At 70.0% G+C, this 26750-nt stretch carries 21 protein-coding genes; 12 read left to right on the top strand and 9 right to left on the bottom strand.

Going from position 1 to position 26750, the window contains the following annotated elements:
- The first annotated feature begins 66 nt into the window (after nucleotides 1-66).
- The gene (glnA, locus tag QC180_RS11180; RefSeq protein ID WP_278262622.1) at nucleotides 67-1404 is read left to right on the top strand and encodes a type I glutamate--ammonia ligase; all 1338 of its coding nucleotides are present in this window, start codon (nucleotides 67-69) and stop codon (nucleotides 1402-1404) included.
- Between the two features lie 43 nt (nucleotides 1405-1447).
- Nucleotides 1448-4462: a bifunctional [glutamine synthetase] adenylyltransferase/[glutamine synthetase]-adenylyl-L-tyrosine phosphorylase gene (locus tag QC180_RS11175; RefSeq protein ID WP_278262621.1), complete on the top strand. Its 3015-nt coding sequence runs from the start codon at nucleotides 1448-1450 to the stop codon at nucleotides 4460-4462.
- 55 nt (nucleotides 4463-4517) lie between these two features.
- On the opposite strand, the gene QC180_RS11170 is transcribed toward QC180_RS11175, so the two are convergent.
- A complete protein-coding gene (locus tag QC180_RS11170) occupies nucleotides 4518-4721 on the bottom strand; it encodes a cold-shock protein (protein WP_278262620.1) in 204 nt (67 codons plus the stop codon).
- A gap of 224 nt (nucleotides 4722-4945) precedes the next feature.
- Here QC180_RS11170 and QC180_RS11165 point away from each other — a divergent pair, with 224 nt between their 5' ends.
- From QC180_RS11165 to QC180_RS11150, 4 genes are all read left to right on the top strand, one after another.
- Entirely contained in the window at nucleotides 4946-5962 is a 1017-nt protein-coding gene (locus QC180_RS11165; RefSeq protein WP_278262619.1) for a hypothetical protein, read from the top strand.
- 113 nt (nucleotides 5963-6075) lie between these two features.
- Nucleotides 6076-8589, top strand: a complete 2514-nt coding sequence (locus QC180_RS11160; RefSeq protein WP_278262618.1) for a GmrSD restriction endonuclease domain-containing protein — start codon at nucleotides 6076-6078, stop codon at nucleotides 8587-8589.
- A 66-nt stretch (nucleotides 8590-8655) separates the two neighbouring features.
- Nucleotides 8656-9606 (top strand): endonuclease/exonuclease/phosphatase family protein, encoded by a 951-nt coding sequence (locus QC180_RS11155; RefSeq protein WP_278262617.1) that lies wholly within the window; start codon nucleotides 8656-8658, stop codon nucleotides 9604-9606.
- A gap of 75 nt (nucleotides 9607-9681) precedes the next feature.
- Complete coding sequence (locus QC180_RS11150) at nucleotides 9682-11130, top strand: neutral zinc metallopeptidase (protein WP_278262616.1); 1449 nt, start codon at nucleotides 9682-9684, stop codon at nucleotides 11128-11130.
- Between the two features lies 1 nt (nucleotide 11131).
- Here the strand turns inward: QC180_RS11150 and QC180_RS11145 are convergent, their stop codons facing one another.
- Entirely contained in the window at nucleotides 11132-11596 is a 465-nt protein-coding gene (locus QC180_RS11145) for a 6,7-dimethyl-8-ribityllumazine synthase (RefSeq protein ID WP_278262615.1), read from the bottom strand.
- Between the two features lie 51 nt (nucleotides 11597-11647).
- Complete coding sequence (locus QC180_RS11140) at nucleotides 11648-15223, bottom strand: ABC transporter ATP-binding protein (protein WP_278262614.1); 3576 nt, start codon at nucleotides 15221-15223, stop codon at nucleotides 11648-11650.
- A gap of 88 nt (nucleotides 15224-15311) precedes the next feature.
- On the opposite strand from QC180_RS11140, the gene QC180_RS11135 reads away from it, so the two are divergent.
- Nucleotides 15312-16016 carry a TetR/AcrR family transcriptional regulator gene (locus QC180_RS11135; protein ID WP_278262613.1) on the top strand — a complete coding sequence of 235 codons (705 nt, stop codon included), beginning with the start codon at nucleotides 15312-15314 and terminating at the stop codon, nucleotides 16014-16016.
- On the opposite strand, the gene QC180_RS11130 is transcribed toward QC180_RS11135, so the two are convergent.
- Both QC180_RS11130 and QC180_RS11125 read right to left on the bottom strand, forming a co-directional pair.
- The gene (locus QC180_RS11130; protein WP_278262612.1) at nucleotides 16013-16849 is read right to left on the bottom strand and encodes an alpha/beta hydrolase; all 837 of its coding nucleotides are present in this window, start codon (nucleotides 16847-16849) and stop codon (nucleotides 16013-16015) included. The two genes, QC180_RS11135 and QC180_RS11130, sit on opposite strands and share 4 nt — an antisense overlap.
- Complete coding sequence (locus QC180_RS11125) at nucleotides 16846-18267, bottom strand: M20/M25/M40 family metallo-hydrolase (protein ID WP_278262611.1); 1422 nt, start codon at nucleotides 18265-18267, stop codon at nucleotides 16846-16848. Before QC180_RS11125 ends, QC180_RS11130 begins: the two co-directional genes overlap by 4 nt.
- A gap of 120 nt (nucleotides 18268-18387) precedes the next feature.
- Between QC180_RS11125 and QC180_RS11120 the strand changes: the two genes are divergently transcribed.
- Nucleotides 18388-19131 (top strand): DUF4191 domain-containing protein, encoded by a 744-nt coding sequence (locus tag QC180_RS11120; protein ID WP_278262610.1) that lies wholly within the window; start codon nucleotides 18388-18390, stop codon nucleotides 19129-19131.
- Between the two features lie 53 nt (nucleotides 19132-19184).
- On the opposite strand, the gene QC180_RS11115 is transcribed toward QC180_RS11120, so the two are convergent.
- Nucleotides 19185-19568: a YrdB family protein gene (locus QC180_RS11115; RefSeq protein WP_278262609.1), complete on the bottom strand. Its 384-nt coding sequence runs from the start codon at nucleotides 19566-19568 to the stop codon at nucleotides 19185-19187.
- A gap of 28 nt (nucleotides 19569-19596) precedes the next feature.
- A complete protein-coding gene (locus QC180_RS11110) occupies nucleotides 19597-20052 on the bottom strand; it encodes an RDD family protein (RefSeq protein WP_278262608.1) in 456 nt (151 codons plus the stop codon).
- A 252-nt stretch (nucleotides 20053-20304) separates the two neighbouring features.
- On the opposite strand from QC180_RS11110, the gene glnA (QC180_RS11105) reads away from it, so the two are divergent.
- The 4 genes from glnA (QC180_RS11105) to QC180_RS11090 all read left to right on the top strand — a co-directional run bounded on the left by glnA (QC180_RS11105) (nucleotide 20305) and on the right by QC180_RS11090 (nucleotide 24279).
- Nucleotides 20305-21741: a type I glutamate--ammonia ligase gene (gene glnA / locus QC180_RS11105; protein WP_278262607.1), complete on the top strand. Its 1437-nt coding sequence runs from the start codon at nucleotides 20305-20307 to the stop codon at nucleotides 21739-21741.
- A gap of 123 nt (nucleotides 21742-21864) precedes the next feature.
- The gene (locus QC180_RS11100; protein WP_278262606.1) at nucleotides 21865-22149 is read left to right on the top strand and encodes a hypothetical protein; all 285 of its coding nucleotides are present in this window, start codon (nucleotides 21865-21867) and stop codon (nucleotides 22147-22149) included.
- A 75-nt stretch (nucleotides 22150-22224) separates the two neighbouring features.
- Nucleotides 22225-22575, top strand: a complete 351-nt coding sequence (locus QC180_RS11095; RefSeq protein WP_278262605.1) for a DNA-binding protein — start codon at nucleotides 22225-22227, stop codon at nucleotides 22573-22575.
- Nucleotides 22576-22635: 60 nt separating this feature from the next.
- Nucleotides 22636-24279: a CocE/NonD family hydrolase gene (locus tag QC180_RS11090; protein WP_278262604.1), complete on the top strand. Its 1644-nt coding sequence runs from the start codon at nucleotides 22636-22638 to the stop codon at nucleotides 24277-24279.
- A gap of 76 nt (nucleotides 24280-24355) precedes the next feature.
- On the opposite strand, the gene QC180_RS11085 is transcribed toward QC180_RS11090, so the two are convergent.
- Both QC180_RS11085 and QC180_RS11080 read right to left on the bottom strand, forming a co-directional pair.
- Nucleotides 24356-26089: an alpha/beta fold hydrolase gene (locus QC180_RS11085; RefSeq protein WP_278262603.1), complete on the bottom strand. Its 1734-nt coding sequence runs from the start codon at nucleotides 26087-26089 to the stop codon at nucleotides 24356-24358.
- Nucleotides 26090-26160: 71 nt separating this feature from the next.
- A complete protein-coding gene (locus QC180_RS11080; protein ID WP_278262602.1) occupies nucleotides 26161-26715 on the bottom strand; it encodes a TetR/AcrR family transcriptional regulator in 555 nt (184 codons plus the stop codon).
- Between the last annotated feature and the right edge of the window lie 35 nt (nucleotides 26716-26750).

The raw sequence follows: 26750 nt of genomic DNA, 5'->3' as shown, positions 1-26750 counted from the left end.
CGATCGGAACGCAAACCCACGCGTGTATGTAACACGGATTTAACGCCAGGTGCTTACGCTCGCCGTATGGATCGCCAGAAGGAATTCGTGCTGCGGACGCTCGAAGAGCGGGACATCCGCTTCGTCCGTCTCTGGTTCACCGACGTGCTGGGCTACCTGAAGTCCGTCGCGATCGCTCCCGCCGAGCTCGAAGGCGCCTTCGAGGAAGGCATCGGCTTCGACGGCTCGGCGATCGAGGGCTTCGCGCGGGTGTCCGAGGCGGACATGGTCGCGCGTCCCGATCCGTCGACCTTCCAGGTGCTGCCCTGGTCGACCTCCAAGGGGCACCAGCACTCCGCGCGCATGTTCTGCGACATCACCATGCCCGACGGCTCGCCGTCCTGGGCCGACCCGCGCCACGTGCTGCGCCGTCAGCTCAACAAGGCCGCCGACGTGGGCTTCAGCTGCTACGTGCACCCCGAGATCGAGTTCTTCCTGCTGGAGAACAACCTCAAGGACGGCGCCCCGGTCCCCGCCGACAACGGCGGCTTCTTCGACCAGGCCGTGCACGACTCGGCCCCGAACTTCCGCCGCCACGCCATCGACGCGCTCGAGTCGATGGGCATCTCGGTGGAGTTCAGCCACCACGAGGGCGCCCCCGGTCAGCAGGAGATCGACCTGCGCTACGCCGACGCCCTGTCGATGGCCGACAACGTGATGACCTTCCGCTACCTCATCAAGGAGGTCGCGATCGACGAGGGCGTGCGCGCCACGTTCATGCCCAAGCCGTTCTCCCAGTACCCGGGCTCGGCCATGCACACCCACATGAGCCTGTTCGAGGGCGAGTCCAACGCCTTCGCCGACCCCGACGACCCGAACAACCTCTCGCTCACCGCGCGCTCGTTCATCGCGGGCATCCTCGAGCACGCCCCGGAGATCAGCGCGATCAGCAACCAGTGGGTCAACTCCTACAAGCGGCTGATCCACGGCGGCGAGGCCCCGACGGCGGCCTCCTGGGGCCGGTCCAACCGCTCGGCGCTGGTGCGCGTGCCGATGTACACGCCGAACAAGTCCTCCTCGCGCCGCGTCGAGATCCGCAGCCCCGATTCGGCCTGCAACCCCTACCTGACCTTCGCGGTGCTGCTGGCCGCCGGTCTGCGCGGCATCGAGAAGGGCTACACCCTGCCGCCCGAGGCCGAGGACGACGTGTGGGCCCTGACCGACGCCGAGCGTCGCGCGATGGGCTTCCGTTCGCTGCCCGGCACCCTCGACGAGGCGCTGCAGGCCATGGAGCGCTCGGAGCTGGTGGCCGAGACCCTCGGCGAGCACGTGTTCGACTTCTTCCTGCGCAACAAGCGCCGGGAGTGGGCCGACTACCGCAGCCAGGTCACCCCGTGGGAACTGAAGGAGTACCTGAGCCTCTGACGGCGTGACGACTTCGTAGCCCGGACCCTGTAGTTTTATCGGCATGGTCCGGCCTCCGACTGCCCGCTCCGCTGTTCCCGGCGTCGGCCGGTTAGGTCTTCTCGAACCGACAGCGGCGGCATCCCTGCGCGAGCTCGGCTGGGACAATGTCGATGGCGTGCCCGTGCTGTGGGCGTTGTCGCGTTCCCCCGACGCCGATCTCACGCTGTCCACGCTCATCCGGCTGCGCGAATCGCTGGAAGACGGGTGGCCCGAACTGGATTCGGCCATCCGCGGCGATACCCGGTTGCGCGGCAGGCTGTTCGGGCTGCTCGGTTCCTCCACCGCGTTCGGTGACCATCTCGTCGCCACCCCCGCCGCGTGGAAGGTCCTGCGCCGCCCGGAACTGCCGCCGCGCGAGGAACTGATCGCCGATCTGCTCGACGCCGTCGACGCGAAACCCGAGACCGGGCCGAATGCCGGACCCATGCTGTTCCGGGCCGGGATCGCCGGGCCGGAGGCGATCGCGTTGCTGCGTAGCCGGTATCGCGATCAGCTGATGCTGCTGGCCGCCGTCGACCTGGCCTCCACGGTCGAGAACGAGCCCGTGCCGCCCTACACCGTGGTCGGCATGCACCTGTCGGATCTGGCCGACGCCGCGCTCACCGCCGCCCTGTCGGTCGCGGTGGCGCGGGTCTGCAAGAACGGCGAGGTGCCGGTGCGCCTGGCCGTGATCGCGATGGGCAAATGCGGTGCGCGCGAACTGAACTACGTCAGCGATGTCGACGTGGTGTTCGTCGCCGAACCGGCCGACGCCACCGCCACCCGCCTGGCCGCGGAGATGATGAGCGTCGCGGGTTCGGCCTTCTTCGAGGTCGACGCGGCCCTGCGCCCCGAGGGCAAGGCGGGCGCGCTGGTGCGCACCCTGGACTCGCACCTGGCCTACTACAAGCGCTGGGCGCGCACCTGGGAGTTCCAGGCGCTGTTGAAGAACCGGCCGATGACCGGTGACCTCGACCTCGGCCAGCAGTACCGCGACGCGCTGATGCCGATGGTGTGGACGGCCTCGGAGCGTCCCGACTTCGTCGCCGATGTGCAGGCCATGCGCCGCCGCGTCGAGGATCTGGTCCCGGCCGACATGCGCGAGCGCGAGCTCAAGCTCGGCGCGGGCAGCCTGCGCGATGTCGAATTCGCCGTCCAGCTCCTGCAATTGGTGCACGGGCGGGTCGACGAGTCGCTGCACGTGACCAATACCGTCGAGGCGTTGGCCGCGCTGGCCGCGGGCGGTTACGTCGGCCGTGACGACGCCGCCAACCTCACCGCCTCCTACGAATTCCTGCGCCTGCTCGAACACCGGCTGCAGTTGCAGCGGCTCAAGCGCACCCACACCCTGCCCGCCGCCGACGACGAGGAGGGGATGCGCTGGCTGGCTCGCGCCGCCCATATCCGTCCCGACGGTCGTCAGGACGCGGTGGGTGTGCTCGACACCGAGATCCGCCGCAACGCGGTGCGGGTGCGGCGCCTGCACGCCAAGCTGTTCTACCGGCCGCTGCTGGACGCGGTGGCCAGGATGGACTCCGACGCGCTGCGGCTGAGCCCCGACGCCGCCGTCCGTCAGCTCGCCGCCCTGGGCTACGCCGCCCCCGAGAACGCCCTTGGCCACCTCAAGGCGCTCACCGGCGGGGTCTCGCGCAAGGGCCGCATCCAGGCGCTGCTGCTGCCCACCCTGCTGGAATGGCTCGGCGACACCCCCAACCCCGACGCGGGTCTGCTGGCCTACCGTCGGGTGTCGGAGGGCCTCGACGACCAGATCTGGTTCCTGCGCGAACTGCGCGACGAGGGAGCCATCGCGCAGCGGCTGATGATCGTGCTCGGCTCCTCGGAGTACCTGCCCGACCTGCTGATCAACGCCCCCGAGACCATCCGCATGTACGCCGACGGACCGGGCGGCCCGCAGCTGCTCGGCCCGCAACCCGAGGACGTCGCGCGCGGCATCCAGACCGCCGCCGCCCGCTACGACGATCCGCGTCGCGCGGTGGCCGCGGCGCGCTCGCTGCGCAGGCACGAACTGGCCAGGGTCGCCTCGGCCGATCTGCTGGGCATGCTCGACGTGCCGCAGGTGTGCGCGGCGCTGTCGTCGGTGTGGGTCGCGGTGCTCGAGGCCGCGCTGCGGGCGGTGATCCGGGCCTCGGAGGCCGAGCGCGGCGCCCCGGCGCCCGCCGACTTCGCGGTGATCGGCATGGGCAGACTCGGCGGCAAGGAACTCGGCTACGGGTCCGACGCCGACGTGCTGTTCGTCTGCGATCCCCGCCCCGGCGAGGACGAGACCGCGGCGGTGAAGTGGGCCATCGGCGTGGCCGAGAAGGTGCAGCGCCTGCTGGGCGCGCCGAGCACCGACCCGCCGCTGCAGGTCGACGCGGGCCTGCGCCCGGAGGGTCGCAACGGTGCCCTGGTCCGCACGCTGGCCGCCTACCAGGCGTACTACGACCAGTGGGCGCAGCCGTGGGAGGTGCAGGCGCTGCTGCGCGCGCACCAGGTGGCGGGCGACGAGGATCTCGGCGTGCGCTTCCTGCACGTCATCGACCCGATCCGCTACCCGGCCGGTGGCGTCTCGGCCGACGCGGTCCGCGAGATCCGTCGGATCAAGGCCAGGGTCGATGCCGAGCGGCTGCCGCGCGGCGCCAACCCGGCGACCCACACCAAGCTCGGTCGCGGCGGGCTGGCCGACATCGAGTGGACCGTGCAGCTGCTGCAGTTGCGCCACGCCCACGAGGTGCCGGGGCTGCACAACACCTCGACGCTGCAATCACTCGACGTCATCGAGGCAGAAGGCCTGCTCGTGCCCGAGGACGTCGCGCTGCTGCGCGAATCGTGGATCACCGCCACCGCGGCCCGCAACGCGCTGGTGCTGGTGAAGGGCAAGGCCACCGATCAGCTGCCCGGCCCGGGCCGCCTGCTGTCGGCGGTCGCGCGGGTGGCGGGCTGGCCGACCGACGACGGTTCGGAGTTCCTCGACAACTACATGCGCATCACCCGACGCGCCAAGGCGGTCGTGGAGCGCGTGTTCGGCGGGGAGTAGGAACGAGAAAAGCCCCGCACCGAGGGTGCGGGGCTTGACTACCGGTGCGCCGGAATCAGATGGCGCGAACGTCCTGAGCCTGAGGGCCCTTCTGGCCCTGGCCGACCTCGAACTCCACGCGCTGACCCTCATCGAGGGACTTGAAGCCGGAGCCGCCGATGGCCGAGTAATGCACGAAGACGTCGGGGCCGCCTCCGTCTTGGGCGATGAAGCCGAAGCCCTTCTCGCCGTTGAACCACTTGACAGTGCCTTGAGTCATGATTTTTGAAAGTCTTTTCCGTAGATGAGCCATGGCGATCACTTGCGATCAGCCCAGTCTCAGTGAGCAAGTATGCCATACTCGTCGGCAAAATGCTCAGACGGAGTTTCCGAAGCACGATCTGGGCGGAGTCTGCCGCTTCTGCCCGGGCGTGTCGCGACCGCCTCCGACGATTGCGAGCGCCTCCCGCACGCCACCGCGCGCGATGTGCGAATCTGGGCACCATGGGTGAGAACGAGGGGCACGGGGACGGCTTCGATCTGGCGATGCGGGTCCTCGACGCGCACGTGGCCTTCGCCAAGGACCAGCTGCTGCGCCGCGAGAGCTTCTTCGAGTTCGTCGAGGAGGAGGTCGACGGCCTGCTCGACGAGGCCGAGGAACTGACCCTGGCCGAAGCGGTGACCCGCACGCAGATCAAGGACGTCGCGCACAAGTACGCCGTGCAGATCCCGGTCGAGGGCGCCATCCCCGAGCTCGTCGGCGAGATCGCCGCGCGGCTCTACAACCATCGCGTCAACGACGAACTCGAGGTCGGCGACGTGGTGGACCCGCACCGGTTCGACGAGCTGATCGACGCGGTGGCCGACATGGACGTCACCCACCGGCTGGTGCGGCTGGTGCTGTCGAGCCCGGTCACCGTCGACGCGTGCGTGGAGGCGGTGCAGCGCGCGGTGGTCACCGCCGTCGACGACGGTAAGCAGGCGGGCGGCGGACTCACCCGCACCCTGCGCGGGGCGCTCTCGCGGCTGGCCGAGCCCGCGCTGCCCGCGATCGAGAACGGCGTCGGCAAGCTCACCCGCACCGGCGCGCGGTTCGTGCTGCGCGGCAACACCGGCGACGCCGACGAGGTGCTGCTCGACAGCGCCCGCGCGACCTGGCGCAAGCACACCGGCGACGCGGTCGGCTCCTTTCGCGACCTGGTCTCGGCCGACGACGTCGAGGACGCGGTGGTGCTCACCTTCGAGTTCTGGCGCACCTTCCGCGAGACGAGCTACTTCCACGCGCTGCTCGACGAGGGTATCGACCACGTCTTCGACAAATACGGTGACACCCCGCTCACCGAACTGCTCGCCGAACTCGGCGTCAGCCGCGAGGACCTGATCGAGGAGGCGCTGCGGTTCGGCCCCTCGGTGCTCGAAAAGCTCGACGAGCGCGGCTATCTGGACACGGTGCTGCGCCGCAGGCTGGCCCCGTTCTACGCCTCGCCGCAGTTCCGCGACGCGGTGACCGGCCCGCGCTAGTCGGGTAGGGTCGCCTCAGTTCCGTTCGGCCGCTGGAGTGTCGGTGTTCGTGGGTACGATCCGTGCAACGATGGGGCGCTTCGCCGCCACCGGATCGCGATCGAAAGGCTGCCGTGACACGTCTGTCCAACCTGCTCGACCAGATCGACTCCGGTGCGGTCCTCCTGCCGGAGTTCCAGCGCGGATACGTATGGAACCGGGATCAGGTGCGCGGGCTCATGCGGTCGCTGTATCTGGGCTATCCGGTCGGCGGACTGCTGGTGTGGGAGACCGGGTCCGAGGACATCGCCGTGCGCGGCACCGCCACCGGCTCGGGTCTGCGTCAGCTGCTGCTCGACGGTCAGCAGCGCATCACCACCCTCTACGGCATTGTGCGCGGGCGCGCGCCGTCGTTCTTCGAGGGTGACGCGATCGCGTTCACCGGCCTGCATTTCGACGTCGAGCGGGAGGTCTTCGAGTTCCAGATCCCGGGGCGCGACACCAGCCCGGCCTGGATCGACATCACCGAACTGTTCGCGCAGGGGCCGATGCACTATCTGTCCCGGTTCCCCGACGAGTCCCCGGATACGTTGGCGGTCTACCTGACCCGGCTCAACAAGCTGCGCGAGATCACCCATCGCGAGTTCAACGTGGAGACCATCACCGGCTCGGATCGCACCGTCGACGAGGTGGTCGACATCTTCAACCGGGTCAACTCCGGCGGCACCAAGCTGTCCAAGGGCGACCTGGCGCTGGCCACCCTCTGCGCGCAGTGGCCGCAGGCGCGCGGCAACCTGCGCGACCACCTGATCCGCTGGGACAAGGACGGCTACACCTTCACCCTGGACTGGTTGCTGCGCAATGTGATCGCGGTGGGCAACGGCCGCGCGCACTTCGACGCGCTCGGCGATCTGGCCCCCGCGGAGTTCGAGCAGGCACTCAGCGACACCGCCGTGCAGGTCGACACCTTCCTCGACACGGTCGCCACGCGGCTGGGCCTCGACCACGACCGGGTCCTGATGGGCCGCTACGCCATTCCGGTGATCACCCGGCTGCTGTTCCTCAACGGCGGCCGCTTCGACAACGATCTGCACCGCGACCGGGTGCTGTACTGGTATGTGCACCAGGCGCTGTGGGGCCGGTTCAGCGGCTCCACCGAGACCTTCCTGCAGCAGGACTACGAGACCCTCGAACGCGGCGGGATCGACGGGCTGATCGCCTCGCTGGAGCGCCTGCGCGGCGGTTCGCTGGACCTGTGCGCCGACGATTTCTCCGGCGCCACCCGGGGCTCCCGGTTCTACCCGCTGCTGTATCTGCTCACCCGCGTGGACGGTTCGCGCGATCTGGGCACCGGCTCGGAACTGGGGATCGCGCGGTTCGGCGAGCGCACGCCGGTGCAGGTGCACTACCTGTTCCCCAAGACGACGCTGCGCGACGCGGGCTACGAGCGCAACGAGATCAACGCCATCGCCAACTTCTGTTTCCTCAGCCCGGACTCGGAAACCGAACTGGGCGAACGCGATCCGGCCGAATACCTCGCCGAGGTCGAGCGCCGCAACCCCGGTGTGCTGGCCTCGCAGTGGATTCCGGCCGACCCGAACCTGTGGCGGGTGGAGAACTACCGCGAGTTCCTACGCGCGCGCAGGCTGCTGCTGTCCGCGGCGGCCGACGCGTTCCTCGAGCAACTGCGCACCGGCACCCTGCACCGGCCGAACCTGCTCAATGTCGGCGTCGCCGGGGCCACCCTGGGCGACCCGGCGGTGGACCAGGTGAACGAGCTGGTCGAGGACCTGGTGGCCGATGGTTTCGGCTTCCCGTTGCTCGACAGCGAGGTCGCCGATCCGATCACCGGGCGTGAACTCGCCGTCGCCGAGGCGTTCTGGCCCGACGGCCTGCAGCCGGGCGTCGGCATGCCGGTGGTGCTGGTGTTCGAACCGGCCAACGCCGATCTCACCCGGCTCGCCCAGCTCGGCTACGCGGTGTTCACCTCCGTCGACGCGCTGCGCGGCTACGTCGACAACCTGCGGGTGGAAGCCTCCGGCGACCTCGGTTTCGACGGCCCGGCCGCCGATGTCGCGGCATTGGCCGAGCGGCTGCCCGCGACCTGGGTGGGCAATTCCGAACAGGTCTGGTTCCGCTTCGCCTGGAATCTGCTGGAGAAGGACCGCGCCGAATCGGGCGGTCCCGAGCTGGGCCCCGAGCTGCTCGCGCTGCGCTACATCGCGCTGTGGGCGCTGACCCGCACCTTCTACATCCACGCCTTCGACCAGGGCAATCCCGGGGAGTGGCGCTACTACCTGGGCGACGCCATCGGCCCGAACCCGCTGATCCCCGGTACCTGGCTGGCCCAGCGGGTGGTCGAGTCCGGCGCGCTGGCCCCCGGCGCGCTGCCCGGTGACGAGGACATCGCGATCGCGCTGGTACACGGGGTGATCGGGACCGTCGACGAGGTCGCCACCGCGCTGACCCACCTGCTCGGCGGCCCCGGCCTGTTCGCCTCCCTGTGGGCCTCGGCGGGCGCGGCCGAGCACTACGGCTATCCGCTGTCGGCCGACCAGATCAACGACCTGATCAACCAGGTCGTCAACGATCCGCAGTCCCGCAAGATCCAGGCCTACAACTGGATCGAGGCGGGTCTGCCGCTCTAGTCGGCCTCAGAGATCCCTCAGAACCACCACAGCGGGCCCTGGGATCGTGCCGCATAGGCTGGCCCGATGATGCGTAGATGGATGGACCGGGCGTTGCTCGGCCTGGGGTGGGGCGCACTGGGCGCGGCGGTGGCGGGATTGATCCTGCACGTCGGGCACTGGCAGCGGAAGAATCTGGTGCTGCTGGCCTCGGGGGCGATGTGGTTGATGCTGGGCGCCGTGCTCGGCGTGGTGCTGCTGCTGGCGGCCCGCAGGTGGCGCAGCGCGGGCGTGGCCGGGGTGGTGCTCGCGGGGGTGCTGTGGACGCTGGTCCCACCGTTCGTGCCCGACAGTCGGGCCGCCGACGGTCCGGAACTCGTTGTCCTGCAATCGAATCTGCTCTTCGGCCAGGCCGACCCGGTCGCGGTGACCGGGGTCGTGCGTGACCATGCCGTCGACGTGCTCACCGTGGACGAGCTGACCGACGACGCGATCGTCCGCCTGCGCGCGGCCGGGCTGGAGGAGCAGCTGCCGCACGTCTACCTGGAACCGGCGCGATCCGGTGGTGGTGGCACCGGGATCTACAGCCGATACCCGCTGCACGACACCGTGAAGTACGACGGCTTCATCATGAGCAACATCTCCGCGACCATGCGGCATCCGCAGCGCGGCGACATCGCGGTGTTCGCCTTCCATCCGATCCCGCCGAATCTGAACTTCGACGCGTGGAAGGCCGAACTGGGCCGGGTCGACGAGATCCTGGCCAGGGTGAGCGGGCCCGCCGTCGTCGGTGCGGATTTCAATGCCACCCAGCATCATTCGGCCTATCGCGCGTTGCTGGACGGGCCGTTCGCGGCGGCCGCGGAGCAGACCGGCGACGGCGTGCTGCTGACCTTCCCGGCCGATCGCCGGTGGGGTCCGGTGATCGGGATCGACCACATCCTCGTCGCCGGTGGGGTGGCCGAACAGGTACGCGCGCTGACCATTCCGGGTAGCGATCACCGGGCGGTGCTGGCCACGGTCCGACTGGACCGCTGAGCGATCTCGACTAGCATGTGAGCGCTCGACAGCGGACCGCGCGTGTCCGCGTCATTCCCGGGGAGGAATCAGCGCATGATCAAGCATCGCTTCGCCATTGCCGCGGCCGCGGCGTTGGTGAGCGTCGGGATACTGACGACCGGCTGTTCGGCGAACACCGTCGCCAGCGACAAGGCCGTCGCGGCCATCGACAATCCGTGGGAGGTGGCGGGGGCGGCGTCCGGCGACGGGCCCAGCGGGCCGCGTCCGGGCGCCGCGAACACCGACAAGAAGGCCGACAACGGCGACGGCGGCGCGGTGGACACCCTCGCGCTCAACGCCATCGCCGATATCGAGAAGTTCTGGCAGACCGAGTACTCCAAGACCTTCCGCGGAAATTTCAAGCCCGCCTCGAAGTACATCTCGTGGTCGGCCAAGGCGCCGGAGTCCGAGGCGGTGGACTTCTGCTTCAGCAGCACCTACCAGCTGGTCAACGCCGCGTACTGTCCGCTCAACCACACCATCGGGTGGGATCGCTCGGTGCTGTTGCCGCTGCTGATCAACCGGTTCGACGAGATGTCGGTGGTGATGGTGCTGGCCCACGAGTACGGCCACGCCATCCAGGCCCAGGCCGATCTGCTGCGCGGGCTCACCATGGACGCGTTGGTCAAGGAGCAGCAGGCCGACTGCCTGGCCGGGGTGTTCCTGCGCCACGTCGCCGAGGGGAACTCCGAGCACTTCACCCTCAACACCACCGACGGCCTCAACGGCGTGCTCGGCGCGACCGTGGCGGTGCGCGACAGCGACCCCAACGACCCGAACGCCGTGCACGGCTCGGCCTTCGAACGGGTCACCGCGGTGCAGATGGGCTACACCGAGGGCGCGGGGACCTGCAAGGGCATCGACAAGGACGAGATCGAGAGCCGCCGGGCCGGACTGCCGGTCACCTTCGAGGACGATGAGCGCGACCAGCAGCTGCCGGTGGACAAGGAGAACCTGAGCACCCTGGCGACCCAGCTGGGCAAGTCGATGCCCGTGCGCAGCGCGCCGAAGTTCGACTACACCGGCGTCACCCGGAATTGCGCGTCGACCACCACCACCGAGCCGGTGTCCTACTGCCCGGGCAGCAACACCATCGGCACCGATCTGACCGCGATGGCCACGCGCGCGGGGGAGGGCGCCGAGACCCAGAACAAGTCGCTGTCGGCGGTGGTGACCGGTGACTACAACGCGGCGGTGGTGTTCGTGTCCCGCTACGCTCTGGCGGTGCAGCAGGACCGTGGGCTCTCGCTCACGGGCGCCGCGAGCGCGGGTCTGCGCACCGCGTGCCTGTCCGGCGCGCTCACCACGAAACTCAGTGAGCCCAGCAGTGATCCGCGGCTGTCGGCCGGTGACCTGGACGAGGCCGTCTCGGGCCTGCTCGCCGACGGCCTGGCCGCCGCCGATGTGAACGGCGAGGTGGTGCCGAGCGGATACCAGCGCCTCGAGGCGTTCCGCACCGGCGTGCTCGACGGCGAACAGGCCTGCCTGACGAAGTTCGCCTGAGTCAGCGCGCGGTGGGCAGGGACCGCAGGGAGCTGAGGGTGTTCGCCACCGCGCGGGCGGCCTCGGCTCCCTTGGTCACGAAGTGGTTGGTGTAGTAGTCCACGTGCTCGCTGTGCTCGTGGAAGTGGTGCGGGGTGAGCACCACCGAGAACACCGGCACGTCGGTGTCGAGCTGCACCCGCATCAGGCCGTCGATCACCGCCGAGGCGACGAAGTCGTGCCGGTAGATGCCACCGTCGACGACCAGCGCCGCGGCCACCACCGCGTCGTAGCGTCCGGTGCGGGCCAGCCGCTGGGCGTGCAGCGGGATCTCGAAGGCGCCCGGCACATCGAAGACCTCGACTCCGGCCGGGTCGAACCCGAGCCCGGCGTACTCGGCGAGGAAGCCCTCGTGCGCCTTGGTGACGATGGAGCTGTGCCAGCTGGCGCGGATGAAGGCGACGGCGCCGGTAGACGTGTTTCCCATGGGCGGAGTCTACTAGGCTATAAGTTACCCGCCGGTAATATGGGTGTGTGTTCAGTGGACGGGCACCGGATCGGCCTCCCCGCTGTCCACCGATTCGCCGAGTAGCCGTCGATAGGTGGCGCTGCTCGCGAGCAGATCGGTGTGGGTGCCGGTGGCCTCGACCCGGCCGTGGTCGAGCACCACGATCTGGTCGACCTGCCGCACGGTCTCGAGCCGGTGCGCGATCACCAACACCGTGCGCCCCGCCGCGAGGGTCTGGAGTGCCTGCTGGATGCGGGCCTCGGTATCGGGGTCTACGGCCGAGACCGCCTCGTCGAGGATCAGCACGGGGGAGTCCTTGAGCAGGGCCCGCGCGATCGACAGTCGTTGGCGCTGACCGCCCGACAGCGTCGAGCCGCCCTCCCCGAGTACGGTGTCGAGCCCGTCGGGCAGCGCGGCCACCACGTCCTCGCACTGGGCCGCCGTGAGCGCCGCCCAGATCTCGTCGTCGGTGGCCTGCGGACGGCCGAGCGCGACATTGAAGCGCACGGTGTCGGGGAACAGGTACACCTCCTGGTAGACGGTGGTCACCGCCGCCATCACCGAGTCGCTGCCCACCTCCGGCAGTGGCACGCCGCCGAGCCGGATGACGCCCGCCTCGACATCCCACAGTCGCGCGGCCAGCGCCGCGATGGTCGACTTGCCCGCGCCCGACGGCCCGACCAGCGCGGTGACCGTGCCCGGGCGCGCCTCGAAGGACACCGCGTCGAGCACCCGGTCGTCGTCGTAACCGAAGCTCACGTCCTCGAAGCGCAGGGTGGCGTCGGCCGGAGGCGTCGGACGGCTCGGTTCACCGAGCACGGGCTCGTCCCACACCTCGGCGATCCTGGCCGCGATCTGCTCCTGATTGCGCCGGTATCCGGCCAGCGCGTTGAGTTCCTGGATCGGCTGGTACAGCGCCAGCGCGAGGAACAGGAACAGCAGCAGCGTCGCCGCGCTCACCTCACCGCCGCGATACAGCGCCGCACCCACCACGATCAGCACCACCAGCCCGCTCTCCACCGCGATACTGCCCAGCGCGGTCGACGGCGTCGCGCGCACCGACATGGCCACACTCGCCCCGCGCAGCTGCTCGACCACCTCGCGATAGCGCCGCGCCACCGCGGAATCCGCCGCCCCGCGCAGCACCGCCGCGCCCCGCGCCTGCTCGAGCAGGACGGTCGAGGCCCGCGCCCGCGCGCGGTGCAGATCGGCGAACACCCGGTGGTAGATCCGGTCGCTCCAGACGGTGACGGCGAGGAAGATCGGGATGCCGATCAACGCGGCCAGCGCCAGCCGCCAATCGAGGACGGCCAGGATCACCGCCGCGTAGAGCGGCTGCACGCACGCGGCGGCCACCTGACCCGGCACGTTCTGGAAGTCGAGCATCAGTGTGTCGTTGGTGATCAGGGTGGCGATCCGGCCCCGATCGACCCGGCCGAGGAAGCCCATCGGCACCCGGCGCAGGCGTTCGATGATCGAGAGCATGATGTCGGTCTTGGCGCGGTCGGCAAGTCCCCAGATGTAGAGGTTGGCCCAGCGCGACAGGATCAGCCGCGCCACCAGACCGGCCGTCAGCAGGGCGAACACCTGCCACAGGAAGCCGGTGCTCAGCTCGCCGTCGACGGCACGCGAGACCACCAGGAACACCGCCGCCAGCGGTACGCCGCGCACCAGCGATTCCAGGAACAGCCGGATCAGCCCGTGCCGCACCAGATCCGGCCAGCCGCGTCCGTAGAGGGTGCGCCACTGCTTGCCGAAGGTCATCGTGCCCACGCCGGGGGTGACCACATCGCGGGCCGCGCGGGTCCACTCGTCGGGGTCGGCGGCCGGGGGTGGTGTGGGGACGGTGGCGTGCGCCGGGGATTCGACCGGGTCCAGGCGCCAGCCGTCGGCCGCGGTGTAGGCGGCCCAGAGTGTGCGGTAGGTGGCACTGGTGCGGGTGAGGTCGTCGTGGGTGCCGACGGCGGTGACCGCGCCCGCCTCGACCACGGCGATCCGGTCGCTGGCGCGCACGGTGTCGAGGCGGTGCGCGATGGCGATCACCGTGCGCCCGGCCGTCAGGTGGGCGAGGGCGGCCAGGGTGCGGCGCTCGGTCTCGGCGTCGAGCGCGGCGGTGGCCTCGTCGAGAACGACCACCGGCGCGTCCTTCACCAGGGCCCGCGCGATCGAGATCCGTTGCCGCTGACCGCCGGAGAGCCTGCCGCCGCCGGGTGGCAGCTCGGTGTCCCAGCCGCCCAGCTCGGCGGCCACCTCGCCCAGCTGCGCGGCCTCGCCCGCGGCGATCACCTCGGCGTCGGTGGCGTCGGGCCGGGCGACGCGGATGTTCTCGGCGAGCGTCGCGGCGAAGATGTACTCGTCCTGCTGCACGTAGGCGACCAGCCGGGCCAGCTCGGCCGACCCGATCTCGCGCAGATCCACGCCCCCGATCTCCACAGATCCCGCGTCCGGGTCCCACAGCCGGGCGATCAGGCGCGCGAGGGTGGACTTGCCCGCCCCGGTCGGCCCGACCAGGGCCAGTGACGACCCGGCCGCCACGGTGAGGTCGATGCCCGAGAGTGCCTCGGCGGTCTCGGAATACGCGAACCGCACGTCCCGCAGGCGCACGTCGAAGGTCTCCGGGCGCACGGGGTGTTCCGGTTCGGGCAGCGCGGGTTCGTCGAGCATCGCCGTGATCGAACCCGCCGCGAACTGGATGCGGATCATCAGCGTCGCCAGCACCCCGACCAGGCCCAGCAGCGGCGACAGATAGCCCAGGCACAGCACCAGCATCAGGATCAGCGTGGGAATCGACACCCAGCCGTGCACGACGCCGATGCCCGCGACCGGCAGCATGGCCGCCACCGCGAAACCGGTGCCCGCCAGCATCACCGACACCACCCACGAGGTCGGCCCGGCCTGGGCCCGGCGCTGGTGGTCGAAGCCGTCGAGCAGGGCGGTGCGCGCCTGGTCGTATCCCGAGTCGGGACGCAGGAAGCCGCGAATCACGGTGAGCCCGTTGAGGTATCCGGAGACCGCCGAATTCAGCGCGGTGAGATGTCCGGCCATGGCGACAGTGGACTTCTGCGCCATGGCCATGCCCGCCCCCGAGACCACCAGCAGGATCACCAGCGCGGCCACAGCCACCAGGGCCAGGCGCCAGTCGATGGTGAAGAACAGCACGGTGGTCGCCACCGGGACCGCGATCGCGGCCGCCAGATCCGGAACACCGTGCGCGAGCGCCTCTTCCAGCTGCTCGACATCGTCGTGCAGCAGTTTCTTCATCTCGCCGGTCGAGCGGGCCTGCACCCGCCCCAGCGGGATGACGCGCAGCTTGTCGGCCAGCGCCAGTCGCAGATCGGCCAGCACCCGATAGGCGGCGACGTGCGCGGTGTGCGTGGACAGCCCCGACAGCACCGCACGTCCCGCGACGGCCAGCGCGGTCCACAGCGCGATCATCGGAATCCGTTCCGGGTCACCACCTTCGGTGAACAGCTCCACCGCCACCCGATACACCGCCACATACGGCGCCAGCGCCAGCACGGCGGCGAGCACCGCGAGCAGGGCGGCCGTGGCGAGGCCGAGTCGGCGGCGGGCGATGACGGCGCGAAGGCTCACCGAAGAGTTCATGAGGTGAGGCTAAGCTGAGTCGCGAATTAAATCAACGGTGTGTGTATTTTTGTGGGAAACCCGCGACCGCTGCGTAGCCTGTGAACCCATGACCACCGAGGGACGCAAGCGCGGCAGACCGCCGCGGACCAGCGGGCACGAGCCGGTCACCAAGGAGCTGATCGGCCGGGTCGCCCTGGAGATCGCGGGCGCCGAGGGATTCCCCCAGCTCACGATGCGCAGGCTCGCCGCCGAGATCGGCGTCACCGTGCGCGCGCTCTACAACGTGGTCGCCGACCGGCAGGAAGTGGTCGACCTCGCCGCCGCCCGGCTCATGGACCTGCTGCCGGTGCACGACTTCGACACCGACGACTGGCGCGCCAGCCTGCGCCGCGTCTACGCCGAGGCGCGCGCGGCCTATCGCGCGGTGCCGCGCGCGACGCTCATCTCCCTGGACGAGACGGTGACCCCCCGGGAGGTGTCGGTCCAACGGATCATCCAGCCGGAACGGATGCTGGCCTTCCTCGTCGCCATCGGTCTCTCCCTCGACGACGCGCTGACCGTGCGGGGGTTCTTCCTCACCGAGGTGTTCGGGTTCGTCCTGCTGGTGGACTACCGCTACGACCGCAGCGACGAGCAGATCCGGCAGATGATGTTCCATCCCGTGCCGGGTCCGTGGCTCGCGGCGCATCCCGAGGTGGAGGCGCCGCTGTCGCGCGGGATCGCCGCCGGGCCCGCGCGCACCGCCGACGACCTGTTCGAGGCGCTGGTCGAGCGGGCGATCCGCGCCGTGGAGGGGATGCTGCCCGGTTAGGCGCCGGGCAGGTGGGCGGTCAGCCAGTCGGTGACGTCACCGAGCACCTGGGCCTGCTCGGGTTCGTTGAACACCTCGTGGAAGAGGCCGGGATAGCGCAGCACGGTGACGTCGGCCGAGCCCGCGTCGCGTTCGAGCACGTCGGCGCTCGACGGCGCCGCGATGGTGTCGGCGGTGCCGTGCAGCACCAGCAGCGGCGCGGTGAGCGCGTCGAGGCGCTGTTTGACCAGCGCGGTGTGCTGCAGGATCTCCACCGCGGTGCGCGCGGGGAGCTTGCCGCGGAACACCAGCGGGTCCTCGTCGTAGGCGCGGATCACCTCCGGATCGCGGCTGATGGTCGACGAATCCAGGGTCAGCACACCGAGATTGGGCGCCACCCGGGTGAGCAGCGGCGCGGCCAGCCGCTGGATCGGGTTGCCCAGCGGGATGTCGAGCGGCGGTGCCGAGACCACGATGCCCGCCACGTCGACCGGGCCGCGGGTGGCCAGGTGCAGCACCACCAGACTGCCCATCGAGTGCCCGAGCAGGAACCGGGGCAGACCGGGGTGGGCGGCGCTCGCGAGCTCGAGCAGCGAGGCCACATTGTCGGCGGCGGCCTGCATCGACCCGATATTGGCCGAACTCCCCTCGGAGAGTCCGTGCCCGACGTGGTCGAGGGCGTAAACCGCGAAACCCGCGTCCGCCAGCGCCGACCCGACGTGCTCGTAGCGCCCGGAATGCTCGGCGACCCCGTGCACGAGCACCACCACCGCGCGCGGATCGGACTCGGGTTGCCATGCGCGCCAGGCGATCCGGCCGCCGTGGCCCGCGAACTCGCCGGTGTCGGTCGTCATGGCCGCGCTCCTGTGGGGTCGGGCGCCGGGGCGGCGAGCCGCTCGATCAGGCGCCGGTTGAACTCGATGAGCCGAGCGTAGTTGAGTCGCGAGAGCCGCTCGTCGGTTCCGTGGATTCGGGTCAGGTCGGCCGCGGTCAGCACGATCGGCGCGAAATTGCAGCGGGTCTCGGCCAGCCCGTCGAAATGCCGGGAGTCGGTGGCGCCGGGCACGAGCCCGGTGGTGGTGACGATGCCCGGCACGAGTCCGGTGGCCAGCTCGTCGATCAGGTCGAAGGCGGGTCCGGGCCCGGTGACCCGCGAGGGTTCGGAGGTCGCGCCGTCGAGCTCGACCGTCACCTCGTCGTCGCGGATCACCCGGCGGCAGTGCGCCACCACGTCCGACACCGAATCACCGGGCAGGATACGGAAATTCACGAGTGCCTCGGCGCTCTGCGGCAGCACATTGGCCTTCACCCCGCCGCTGATCACGGTGGGGGCGGTGGTGGTGCGCACCAGCGCGGCGGTGGTCGGGGCGGCGTCGAGAATCCGGGTGATCAGCGGGGTGGTCAGCGTGCGCACGCCGCGGGTGCCCGCGAGTTCGAGCAGCGTGCGGCGGGGCTCGGGCATGGCCACGCGCATCCGGGCGAGCATGTCGGCGATCACCGGGGTCAGTCGCAGCGGCATGGGGTTGTCCTGGACGCGGGCCACCGCGCGGGCGAGTCGGCCCACCGCGGTCTGTTTCCCGGGCATCGAGGAGTGTCCACCGGCGTCGGTCACCGACAGCCGGACCGTCGCGAAGCCCTTCTCCCCGAGCATGATGGTCGCCACCGGCTGGTCGACCCCGTCGACGACGTCCTGGGTGATCACCCCGCCCTCGTCGAGCAGCAGCCGCGCCCGCACGCCCTCCGCCCGCAGATGCGCGGCCATCGGCACCGCGCCGTGCGCGCCCAGCGCCTCCTCGTCGTGGCCGAACGCCAGGTAAACGGTGTGCCGGGGGCGCAGCCCGGCGGCCAGCGCCCACTCGACGGCCTCCAGGATCGCCAGCACCCGACTCTTGTCGTCGATCGCGCCGCGACCCCAGATGTAGTCCTCGTCGACCACCCCGGCGAACGGCGGATGTGTCCAGCGCGGCGCGTCCTCGGCCGGGACCACGTCCTGGTGGGCGAGCAGGATCGCCGCGACCGGGCCCGGGTCGACGCCCTCCCAGCGGTAGAGCCTGCCGCGGCCGAAGGTGGTCAGCGTCAGCCGGGCGTGGACCAGGGGGAACTCCGCCTCCAGGTGCGCGGCGAGGGCGGCGAACTCCGCGTCGGCGTCGTGGGTGGGATCCTCGGACGAGACCGTCGCGCAGCGCAGAGCCACCGCGAGCCGCTCGGCGGTCGCGTCGTCGACACCCTCGGTAACGGGGGAGTACGCCTGGTTCTCGATGATCGGCCGCATCCGGCCATTCTCGCCGGTCGGCGGCGCTCGCGCCCGGAAAAGCCGCCCGAATCGCCGCCGTGCCGGAGCCAGGCGTCATGCGGTCCGACCGGCCGGTGGTGGGCCATCTAAGCTGACACCATGGCAGGAGGCAAGGGCGGCAAGCCGTCGAAGGAAGCCAAGGCCGCGGCTAAAGCGGCCCGTAAGCAGGCATCACGCGAGCGGCGTCAGCAGTTGTGGCAGGCGTTCAACATGCAGCGCAAGGAAGACAAGGCGCTGCTGCCGCTGATGATCGGCGCACTCGTCGGCACCGCGGTGGTCTTCTTCCTGGTCGGTCTGATCTTCGACCTGCAGTGGTTCCTGCTGCCGCTGGGTGTGCTGCTGGGCGTGCTGTTCGCGTTCATCATCTTCGGGCGTCGCGTGCAGAAGAACGTCTACCGCAAGGCCGAGGGCCAGGCGGGCGCGGCGGCCTGGGTGCTGGACAACCTGCAGGGCAAGTGGCGGGTGGCCAACGGCGTCGCTGCGACCACCCAGCTCGACGCGGTGCACCGCGTCATCGGCCTGCCCGGCGTGATCTTCGTCGCCGAGGGCTCCCCGCAGCGGGTCAAGTCGCTCATCTCCCAGGAGAAGAAGCGCACCGCCCGCCTGATCGGCGACACCCCCATCTACGAGGTGATCGTCGGCAACGACGAGGGCCAGACCCCGCTCAAGGACCTGCAGAAGTTCCTCACCAAGCTGCCGCGCAACATCGACGTCAAGCGGATCGACCAGATCGAGGGCAGGCTCTCCGCGCTCAGCTCGCGCAGCGGCCCCGCCATGCCGAAGGGTCCGATGCCCCCCGGCGCCAAGATGAAGGGCATGCAGCGCGCCATCCGCCGCCGCTGACCCCACTTTCTCCACGAGCCCGGCACCTGTTCAGGTGCCGGGCTCGTGTCGTCTCAGGAGTTGGGCGCCCGCCCGGTCAGCAGCCAGCGGACCCGGTCGTAGGCGAGCAGGTGGTATCCGACGAGCACGCTCGCCAACGCCAGCGCGAGCCCTGGCAGCCCGGCCGCCCACAGCGCTCCGGCACCGCCGAACAGCACCACGAACTCCACGAGCAGCCGAACCGGCCCGGACACCGGCACCGGAGCCCCACCGCCCCGGCTCGGATCATCGGGCAGCGCGAAAACGCCCCACAGCGTCGCGGCGGCGATCGGCAGCACCACGACGAGCAGGTAGCGCCAGGGAGACTCGAACGCCAGCCAGCCGTAGACGCCGAACGAGGCGATGGCGATCAGCTCGAGCGCGAACCGCACGAAGAGTAGAACCGGATTCAGGGACACGGCCGCAGCGTATCGCCGCGACGGCGGCTCAGCGCGCGTTGACCAGGGCGGTGCCGGTGGCGCGGTCGTGCATGCCGCGGCCGTCGGCGTCGGTGAACAGGGCCGGGACGACAAACACGATCAGGACCTGGCGCACCAGCGCGCGCACGAAACCGACCGGCACGGCGGCGTCGATACGCAGCACCCGCAGCTTCATGAAGTACTGGCCGGGCGTGAACCCGAACAGCGTCACCGCCATGATCCCGACCACGAACCACACCAGCAGCGGCACCGACGATCCGGCGAAGCTGCGGGTGATCGCCGCCGCGACGCCGACCGCGATGAACCAGTCCAGGAACAGCGCGACGACTCGGCGCCAGGTGGGGGCCAGCGAGCCCGCGCCCTCGCGCGGCAGGCCGTAGAGCTCACCGGGATACCCGACGATGTCCTCATCGCCCGGTTCCGCGGGATTGCCGGAGAGCCATGTGCCGGTGATACGAGCCATGGCTCCAGGATAGAGGCGCGCCGTCGGCCGCCCACGACCGCATTAGTGGAGGTCACGTGGCCGTGGCGAGCGCGCGGATGGCAGGATGAGGCATGCAGGTCGCGCCCGGATGGCAGACATCACCCCGAATCCGGCACGCGTAACACTGGCGAAACACAGCCTTGACTGTAGGGAAACACCGCGTCCATAGCGTCTGGTCGCGACGAACCCATGCATCGTGACTGGCTGGGAACCGATCCGTAAGGAGAACAAGTGACGTTCAGCACGGCCGAAGAGGTCATCCAGTACATCAAGGAAGAGGACATCGAATACGTCGATATCCGCTTCTCCGACCTGCCCGGCGTCCAGCAGCACTTCTCGATCCCGGCCAAGGCGTTCACCGCCGACCTGGCCGAAGAGGGTCTGGCGTTCGACGGCTCCTCGGTGCGTGGCTTCCAGTCGATCGACGAGTCGGACATGCTCCTGCTCCCCGACTTCAGCACCGCTCGGATCGACCCGTTCCGTGCCGCGAAGACCCTGAACCTGAACTTCTTCGTGCACGACCCGTTCACCCGCGAGGCCTACTCCCGCGACCCGCGCAACATCGCGCGCAAGGCGGAGGAGTACCTGCGTTCGACCGGCATCGCCGACACCGCCTTCTTCGGTGCCGAGGCCGAGTTCTACATCTTCGACGGCATCCGCTACGGCTCGGGCATGAACGGCTCGTTCTACGAGATCGAGTCGGTCTCGGGTTCGTGGAACACCGGCAACGAGTTCAACCCGGACGGCAGCCGCAACCTCGGCTACAAGGTCCGTAACAAGGGCGGCTACTTCCCCGTCGCCCCGTACGACCACTACGTCGACCTGCGCGACAAGATCTCGACCAACCTGCAGAACGCGGGCTTCGAGCTCGAGCGCGGCCACCACGAGGTCGGCACCGCCGGTCAGGCCGAGATCAACTACAAGTTCGGCACCCTGCTGTCGGCCGCGGACGACCTGCAGCTGTTCAAGTACATCGTGAAGAACACCGCGTGGCAGGAAGGCAAGTCCGTCACCTTCATGCCGAAGCCGCTCTTCGGTGACAACGGCTCGGGCATGCACGTGCACCAGTCGCTGTGGAAGGACGGCAAGCCGCTGTTCCACGACGAGGCCGGTTACGGTGGCCTCTCGGATCTGGCGCGTCACTACATCGGCGGCATCCTGCACCACGCGTCGTCGCTGCTGGCGTTCACCAACCCGACCGTGAACTCCTACCACCGTCTGGTGCCGGGCTACGAGGCCCCCATCAACCTGGTGTACTCGCAGCGCAACCGCTCGGCCGCCGTGCGTATCCCGGTGACGGGCAACAACCCGAAGGCCAAGCGCATCGAGTTCCGCGCGCCGGACTCCTCGGGCAACCCGTACCTGGCCTTCGCCGCCATGATGATGGCCGGTCTCGACGGCATCAAGAACAAGATCGAGCCGCTGGCCCCGGTCGACAAGGACCTCTACGAGCTGCCGCCCGAGGAGGCCAAGAACATCCCGCAGGCCCCCACCTCGCTGGCGACCGTCATCGACCGCCTCGAGCAGGACCACGACTACCTCACCGAAGGCAACGTCTTCACCGAGGACCTGATCGAGACCTGGATCCAGCTCAAGCGCGACAACGAGATCGCCCCGGTCAACCTGCGCCCCCACCCGTACGAGTTCGAGCTGTACTACGACGTCTAAGTCGTAACCAGCCGATCCGTCGGTAGCGGTACCTGACGACACCCGTCGCACCACTTCGGTGCGGCGGGTGTCGTCGTTTTCCGTGGTCACCGGGTTTCCTACTCGATTTGATACGATGTGGCGGTGGGTGAGATCGAGCACGGGATCGGGGAAGGGCCTGCGCAGCGGGTGAGTTTGTCGTTGCCGGAGGGGACCGCGGATGCGGTGCGGCGGCGGGTGGGGAAGCGGGAGTTCTCGGCGTTCGTCGCCGCCGCGGTCGAGCGGGAGTTGCGGGGTCAGGTGCTCGACGAGTATCTGGCCGATTACGAGGAACGGGTCGGTCCGATCACCGAGGAGGAGCAGCGTGCCGCGCGTGAGCTCTTCGACACCGCCCTCGCCGAACCCGGTGAGTGGCAGAGCGCGAGCTGAGGGGAGCCGATGACTCGTCGGGGGGAGACACAGCACCAGGGCACGTTGGTGCTCGACTGTGACGGATTGTCGAGGTTGACCGATGACGCGCGGCCCGTCGTCGCGGTGCTGGCCGAGGCGCGGCGGCGCGGGTTGGAGGTCGTCGTCAGCGCGCTGACAGTGATCGAAGCGGTGCACGCGAAAACGAATCGCGCCCGCCTCGCCTGGCTGCTGTCCGGGATCCGGGTGGAGGCGGTGGACGAATCGACGGCCCGGCTCGTCTCCCAGTTGCTGATCGAATCCGGCCTGCACGGGCACAAGTACGCGATCGACGGGGTGGTGGCGGAACTGGCGAGCCGACAGCGCCCGCCCGTCGTCTCGCTGACCAGCGATATCGACGACATGAAGAAACTGTGCGGATCGGCCGTCCGGCTGATCTCCACCTAGACGACGCGCCCAGGGATGTGGGGGCTGGACTCGGGCGGGGTGGGGGGAGATAGTCCAGGGGTGCGATGGGGTTTTGTGGTGCGGGTGTTGGCCGGGGTGGCGTTGGTGGCGGGGATGGCCGCGCCGGTGTCGGCCGAGCCGGTGACGGTGGCGTTCACGTGGACGCAGGAGTATCTGACGGCGGCGGACGGGACGCGGTTGCACGCCGATGTGTTGCGGCCGCCGGGGGTGGGGCCGGAGGAACCGACGCCGGTGTTGTTGACGGCGAGTCCGTATCGGGCGCATCTGGCGTATCTGTCGCAGCCTCGGCCCGAGGGTGGGCCGTCGACGGACAATCTGCCGGTCGACTGGGCGCTGCGGGCCGGGTACACGTATGTGATCGTGGATCTGCGCGGGTTCGGCGGGTCCAACGGGTGCCCGGATTTCGGTGGGCCGGGGGAGCGGTCGGATGTCTTCGCGGCGGTGGAATGGGCGGCGAGCAGGCCGTGGTCGACGGGGCGTGTGGGCGTGGTCGGCACCTCGTACGAGGGGTGGACCGGCATGATGGCGTTGGCCGAGAAGCCGAAGGGGCTGGCGGCGGTGGCCGCGTTCGAGCCGGTCGTCGACCCGTTCTCGTATCTCTACATGCAGGGCATCGCCTGGAAGTTCGGCGGGAAACCGCTGACCGAGGACGGCGTCCGCCCCGCCGACACCGCGGGCGCCGAACACCTGGCCATCGCCTCGACGCCCGGTCGCCCGGACGACTCCCCGGAGTACCAGGCCAATGCCGTCGCCATGACCCAGCAGTGCGCGAGCGACTACCTCGCCCTCACCACCGACCACGATGCCACCAACCCCGGCTGGCGCGACCGCGACATGATCGAAGCCCTGCGCGGCAACACCACGCCACTGTTCCTCGGCCAGAGCTTCCTCGACTCCAACACCCGCGCCGACCGCGTCCTCGAGGCCTGGGAGGCGCGCGGCCCCGGCGAGCATCGCGCCTGGTTCGGCCAGTGGGGTCACTCGGACTGCCGGGAGAAGTGCGGCACCCCGCAGTTCGCGGGTGAGCTCTACGCCTTCCTGGACCGGCATGTGGCCGGTGCCGAGGTCGAGGTGCCGGGTCCGCCGGTCACCGTCGGCCAGTTCGACGGCGGCTGGCGCGGCGAATCCGTCTGGCCCCCGACCGATTCCCGCCGCACCTCGGTCGACCTGCGCACCGGCACCTACACCGATCGCGGCCTGCTCCCCGGCCCGGATCGCGAGATCTGGTCCATCACCGAACCTTTCGCCGCACCGGTCCACCTGGCCGGACGCACCACCGCGTCCCTCTCGCTGACCGGCCCGCCGCAGGCCACCGTCACCGTCGAGCTCTACGACATCGCCCCCGACGGCCACGCCACCGTCATCACCCGTGGCATCGCCCCTGTCCGCGCGCAGACCGAGGTCCGCCTGCTCTGGCAGGACGCTCGCCTGGCCACCGGCCACCGCCTCGGCGTGCGCATCACCGATGTCGTCGACGACGCCTGGTCACACACCCCCGCCAACGCCGCCGTCACCGTCACCGCCGCCCGCCTCGACCTCCCGCTGCTCACCACCCCGCGCGAGCTGGACCTCCCCGGCGGCGTCCCGACCTGGCACGCCCGCTGGCGCACCCACGAAACCACCGACCTCGCCCCGGAGCTGATGACCGATCCCACCCACCACATCGAACTCGACGCCGGGTGATCGCGCAGGGCAAACCCGCTCGACACCCGGTCCGGCCGCGCGCCACGCTAAACCGTTGCTGGACGACGGCGACCGCTCACCGCCGCGCGCGACCGCCCACAGCGCTCGATGTGCCCACACCGGACGGGATCTCGCCGCGCACGATGGCCGCGACCTGCGCGGGATGGGTCAGCTGCGGGTAATGCCCGGTGCCCTCGATGGTGAACACCGGATGGGCGGTGGGCTCGGTCAGCGGGTCGTCCGCGCCGACGACGATCTGCACCGGCACCTCGACGCGCGCGAGCTTCGCGGCCAACTCGGCCCGCGACGCCCCGGCGCCCCGCAGCGCGGCGAAGGTCCGCCGAGCCACCCCCGGCCGCCGCAGATTCGCCGCCGCCGACTCGACCGCCGGTCCCACCGGCACTCCCAACTGAGCGGCGAATGTCGCGATCGGCATCCGCTTGACGACCTCCCCGGTCAGTGGCGTACTCAACCACCACGCGGACGGTTTCTGCAGGAACGCGGGCGCGACGAGCACCAGCCGCGACACCCGCTCCGGATGCCGCAGCGCGAATTCGACCGCGGCCCAGGTCCCGAGCGAATGCCCGACCAGCACCGGCCGCGTGCGCACCGGCGCCAACAGCTCCTCGGCCCAGTCGCCGAGCGACGACGTCGACGGCGCCGACCGACCGACCCCTGGCAGATCGGCGACCAGACCGGGTCCGTCGAGTTCGAGGCCCACTTCGCTCCAGGACTCCCCGTCGATCGGAAGGCCGTGCAGCAGAACATAGTCGGGCGTCTCATGATCACCGGCCAGCCAGGTCCCGTTCCGGAATCCCGAGCCCGGCGCCGGGGTGACGTCCCCGTTGCGGCTGGCCACGATCCCGTCCGCGTAGCTCGTCAGCAGCTCGGCCACCGGCGGATGCGCGATCCCGAGGCGCCGCGCCACCGCGTCGGCCTCGCTGGTGTCGTAGCGGTCGGTGCTCAGGAAGGTCAGCGCCTCGGGATCGGCCTTCGTCAGCGCGCGCGGCAGCCTGCGCACCAGCCCGGTCGGCAGGGTGAAGCGCGGGGCGGGAACGCCCAGGTGGGCGGCGACGAGCCGGATCAGCTCGGGCAGAACGGGAGTGCTCGCGTCGAGCAGCGGGTAGGACTTGCCCTCGGTGTCGGGCAATGTCGGCAATCCGGCGAGGAACCGCACCACATAGCCGAGATCGACGACCGGGACGAAGGTGTCCGCCGATCCCGGCAGCGCGGGCAGATCGCCCTGCCACAGGTTCTCGATGATGTCGGCGAGCCCGAAATACTGCCCCGGCCCGAGCACTCCCGCCGGATTGGCGAAGGTGAGCGGAATGCCGCGCTCGGCCGCGAGTTCCCGCAGCATCCCGTCTGCCTGGATCTTCGACGCCTCGTAGGCCCCGTCGCGGTAGTCGCGCGGGCCGTCGGCCGCGATCCGGTATCCGGTGATGTGCACGACGCGGCGCAGATCCGGTTGCCGCCCGGCCCATTCCAGCACGTGTCGAGCGCCGTCGAAGTTCACCCGCCGCGCCGAGTCGGCATCGAGCCCGAACTTCATCAACGCCGCCGCGTTGTACACATCGCGCACCCCCTCGACCGGCTCGCCGAGCGCCAGATCCGGCTCGCCGATATCGGTGGTGACGATCCGCAACCCGTCGGTGTCCACCGCCTGCGTGGTCAGCCAGTCGCGCAGCCGGTCCGCGCTACCCGCCCGCAAGGCGGCGGTCACGGTGTGCCCGGTGCGCAGCAGTTCGGCGACCAGCGACCGGCCGATGAAGCCCGCGGCTCCGAAGACGATCGAATCGGTGTGAACCATGATGTCCTACTTTCAGTAGACCGATTTACATATTTTGAGGTGATGAGTCGGGGCGAGCCCGGACGTCGGGATCAGATCAGGGTGTCGATGGTGTCGGCGACCTGCCGCAGCGGCTGGCGCGAGCGATGTGCCCGCGCCAAGACGAGGCCGCCCTCGATCAGGGCCAGTGCCGCCGTGGCGACCCGTTCCGGCTCGGGATGGTCGAAGCTGATCAGCCGCTCGCGCAGCGCATCCTCCCAGATCGTGTAGGTGGACGAACAGGCTTGCTGCACAGCGTCATTGGTGGACGCGGTATCCAGCGCGACGGCGGCCACGGGACAGCCGACGGTCCAGTCCGAACCCTCCAGTCGATCACCCAGGAACGTCACCATGCGCCGGGCGAGCTCCCGCGCGTCCCCGGCCTCGGTGGTGCGGATCATCTCGGCGATCTCGACGCCGCTGTCGGTGACGGCGGCCGCCACCAGTTCGTCCTTACCGCCGGGGAAGTGGAAGTACAGCGACCCGCGCGGCGCGCCACTGGTCTGCACGATCTGATTCAAGCCGGTGCCGAAATAGCCGCGCGACTCGATCAGCGATCGCGTCGCCTTGATCAGCTTGCAGCGCGTCTCGGCGCCTTTCGTGCCCACAGGTAAAAACTAGACCGGTCAACATATTTTTGCAA

Source organism: Nocardia anocheti (assembly GCF_029675105.1).
GTDB lineage: Bacteria > Actinomycetota > Actinomycetes > Mycobacteriales > Mycobacteriaceae > Nocardia.
The sequence above is the reverse complement of the archived record's forward strand: the minus strand, read 5'-3'. Positions and strand labels throughout refer to the sequence as shown.

Bases quoted from the DNA above. Each gene is read 5' to 3' on its own strand.
- glnA (WP_278262622.1), top strand. From the start codon at position 67: ATGGATCGCCAGAAGGAATTCGTGCTGCGGACGCTCGAAGAGCGGGAC.
- QC180_RS11170 (WP_278262620.1), bottom strand. From the start codon at position 4,721: ATGACTCAAGGCACTGTCAAGTGGTTCAACGGCGAGAAGGGCTTCGGC.
- QC180_RS11175 (WP_278262621.1), top strand. From the start codon at position 1,448: ATGGTCCGGCCTCCGACTGCCCGCTCCGCTGTTCCCGGCGTCGGCCGG.
- QC180_RS11140 (WP_278262614.1), bottom strand. From the start codon at position 15,223: ATGAACTCTTCGGTGAGCCTTCGCGCCGTCATCGCCCGCCGCCGACTC.
- QC180_RS11155 (WP_278262617.1), top strand. From the start codon at position 8,656: ATGATGCGTAGATGGATGGACCGGGCGTTGCTCGGCCTGGGGTGGGGC.
- QC180_RS11125 (WP_278262611.1), bottom strand. From the start codon at position 18,267: ATGCGGCCGATCATCGAGAACCAGGCGTACTCCCCCGTTACCGAGGGT.
- QC180_RS11130 (WP_278262612.1), bottom strand. From the start codon at position 16,849: ATGACGACCGACACCGGCGAGTTCGCGGGCCACGGCGGCCGGATCGCC.
- QC180_RS11165 (WP_278262619.1), top strand. From the start codon at position 4,946: ATGGGTGAGAACGAGGGGCACGGGGACGGCTTCGATCTGGCGATGCGG.
- QC180_RS11135 (WP_278262613.1), top strand. From the start codon at position 15,312: ATGACCACCGAGGGACGCAAGCGCGGCAGACCGCCGCGGACCAGCGGG.
- QC180_RS11120 (WP_278262610.1), top strand. From the start codon at position 18,388: ATGGCAGGAGGCAAGGGCGGCAAGCCGTCGAAGGAAGCCAAGGCCGCG.
- QC180_RS11110 (WP_278262608.1), bottom strand. From the start codon at position 20,052: ATGGCTCGTATCACCGGCACATGGCTCTCCGGCAATCCCGCGGAACCG.
- QC180_RS11145 (WP_278262615.1), bottom strand. From the start codon at position 11,596: ATGGGAAACACGTCTACCGGCGCCGTCGCCTTCATCCGCGCCAGCTGG.
- QC180_RS11085 (WP_278262603.1), bottom strand. From the start codon at position 26,089: ATGGTTCACACCGATTCGATCGTCTTCGGAGCCGCGGGCTTCATCGGC.
- QC180_RS11150 (WP_278262616.1), top strand. From the start codon at position 9,682: ATGATCAAGCATCGCTTCGCCATTGCCGCGGCCGCGGCGTTGGTGAGC.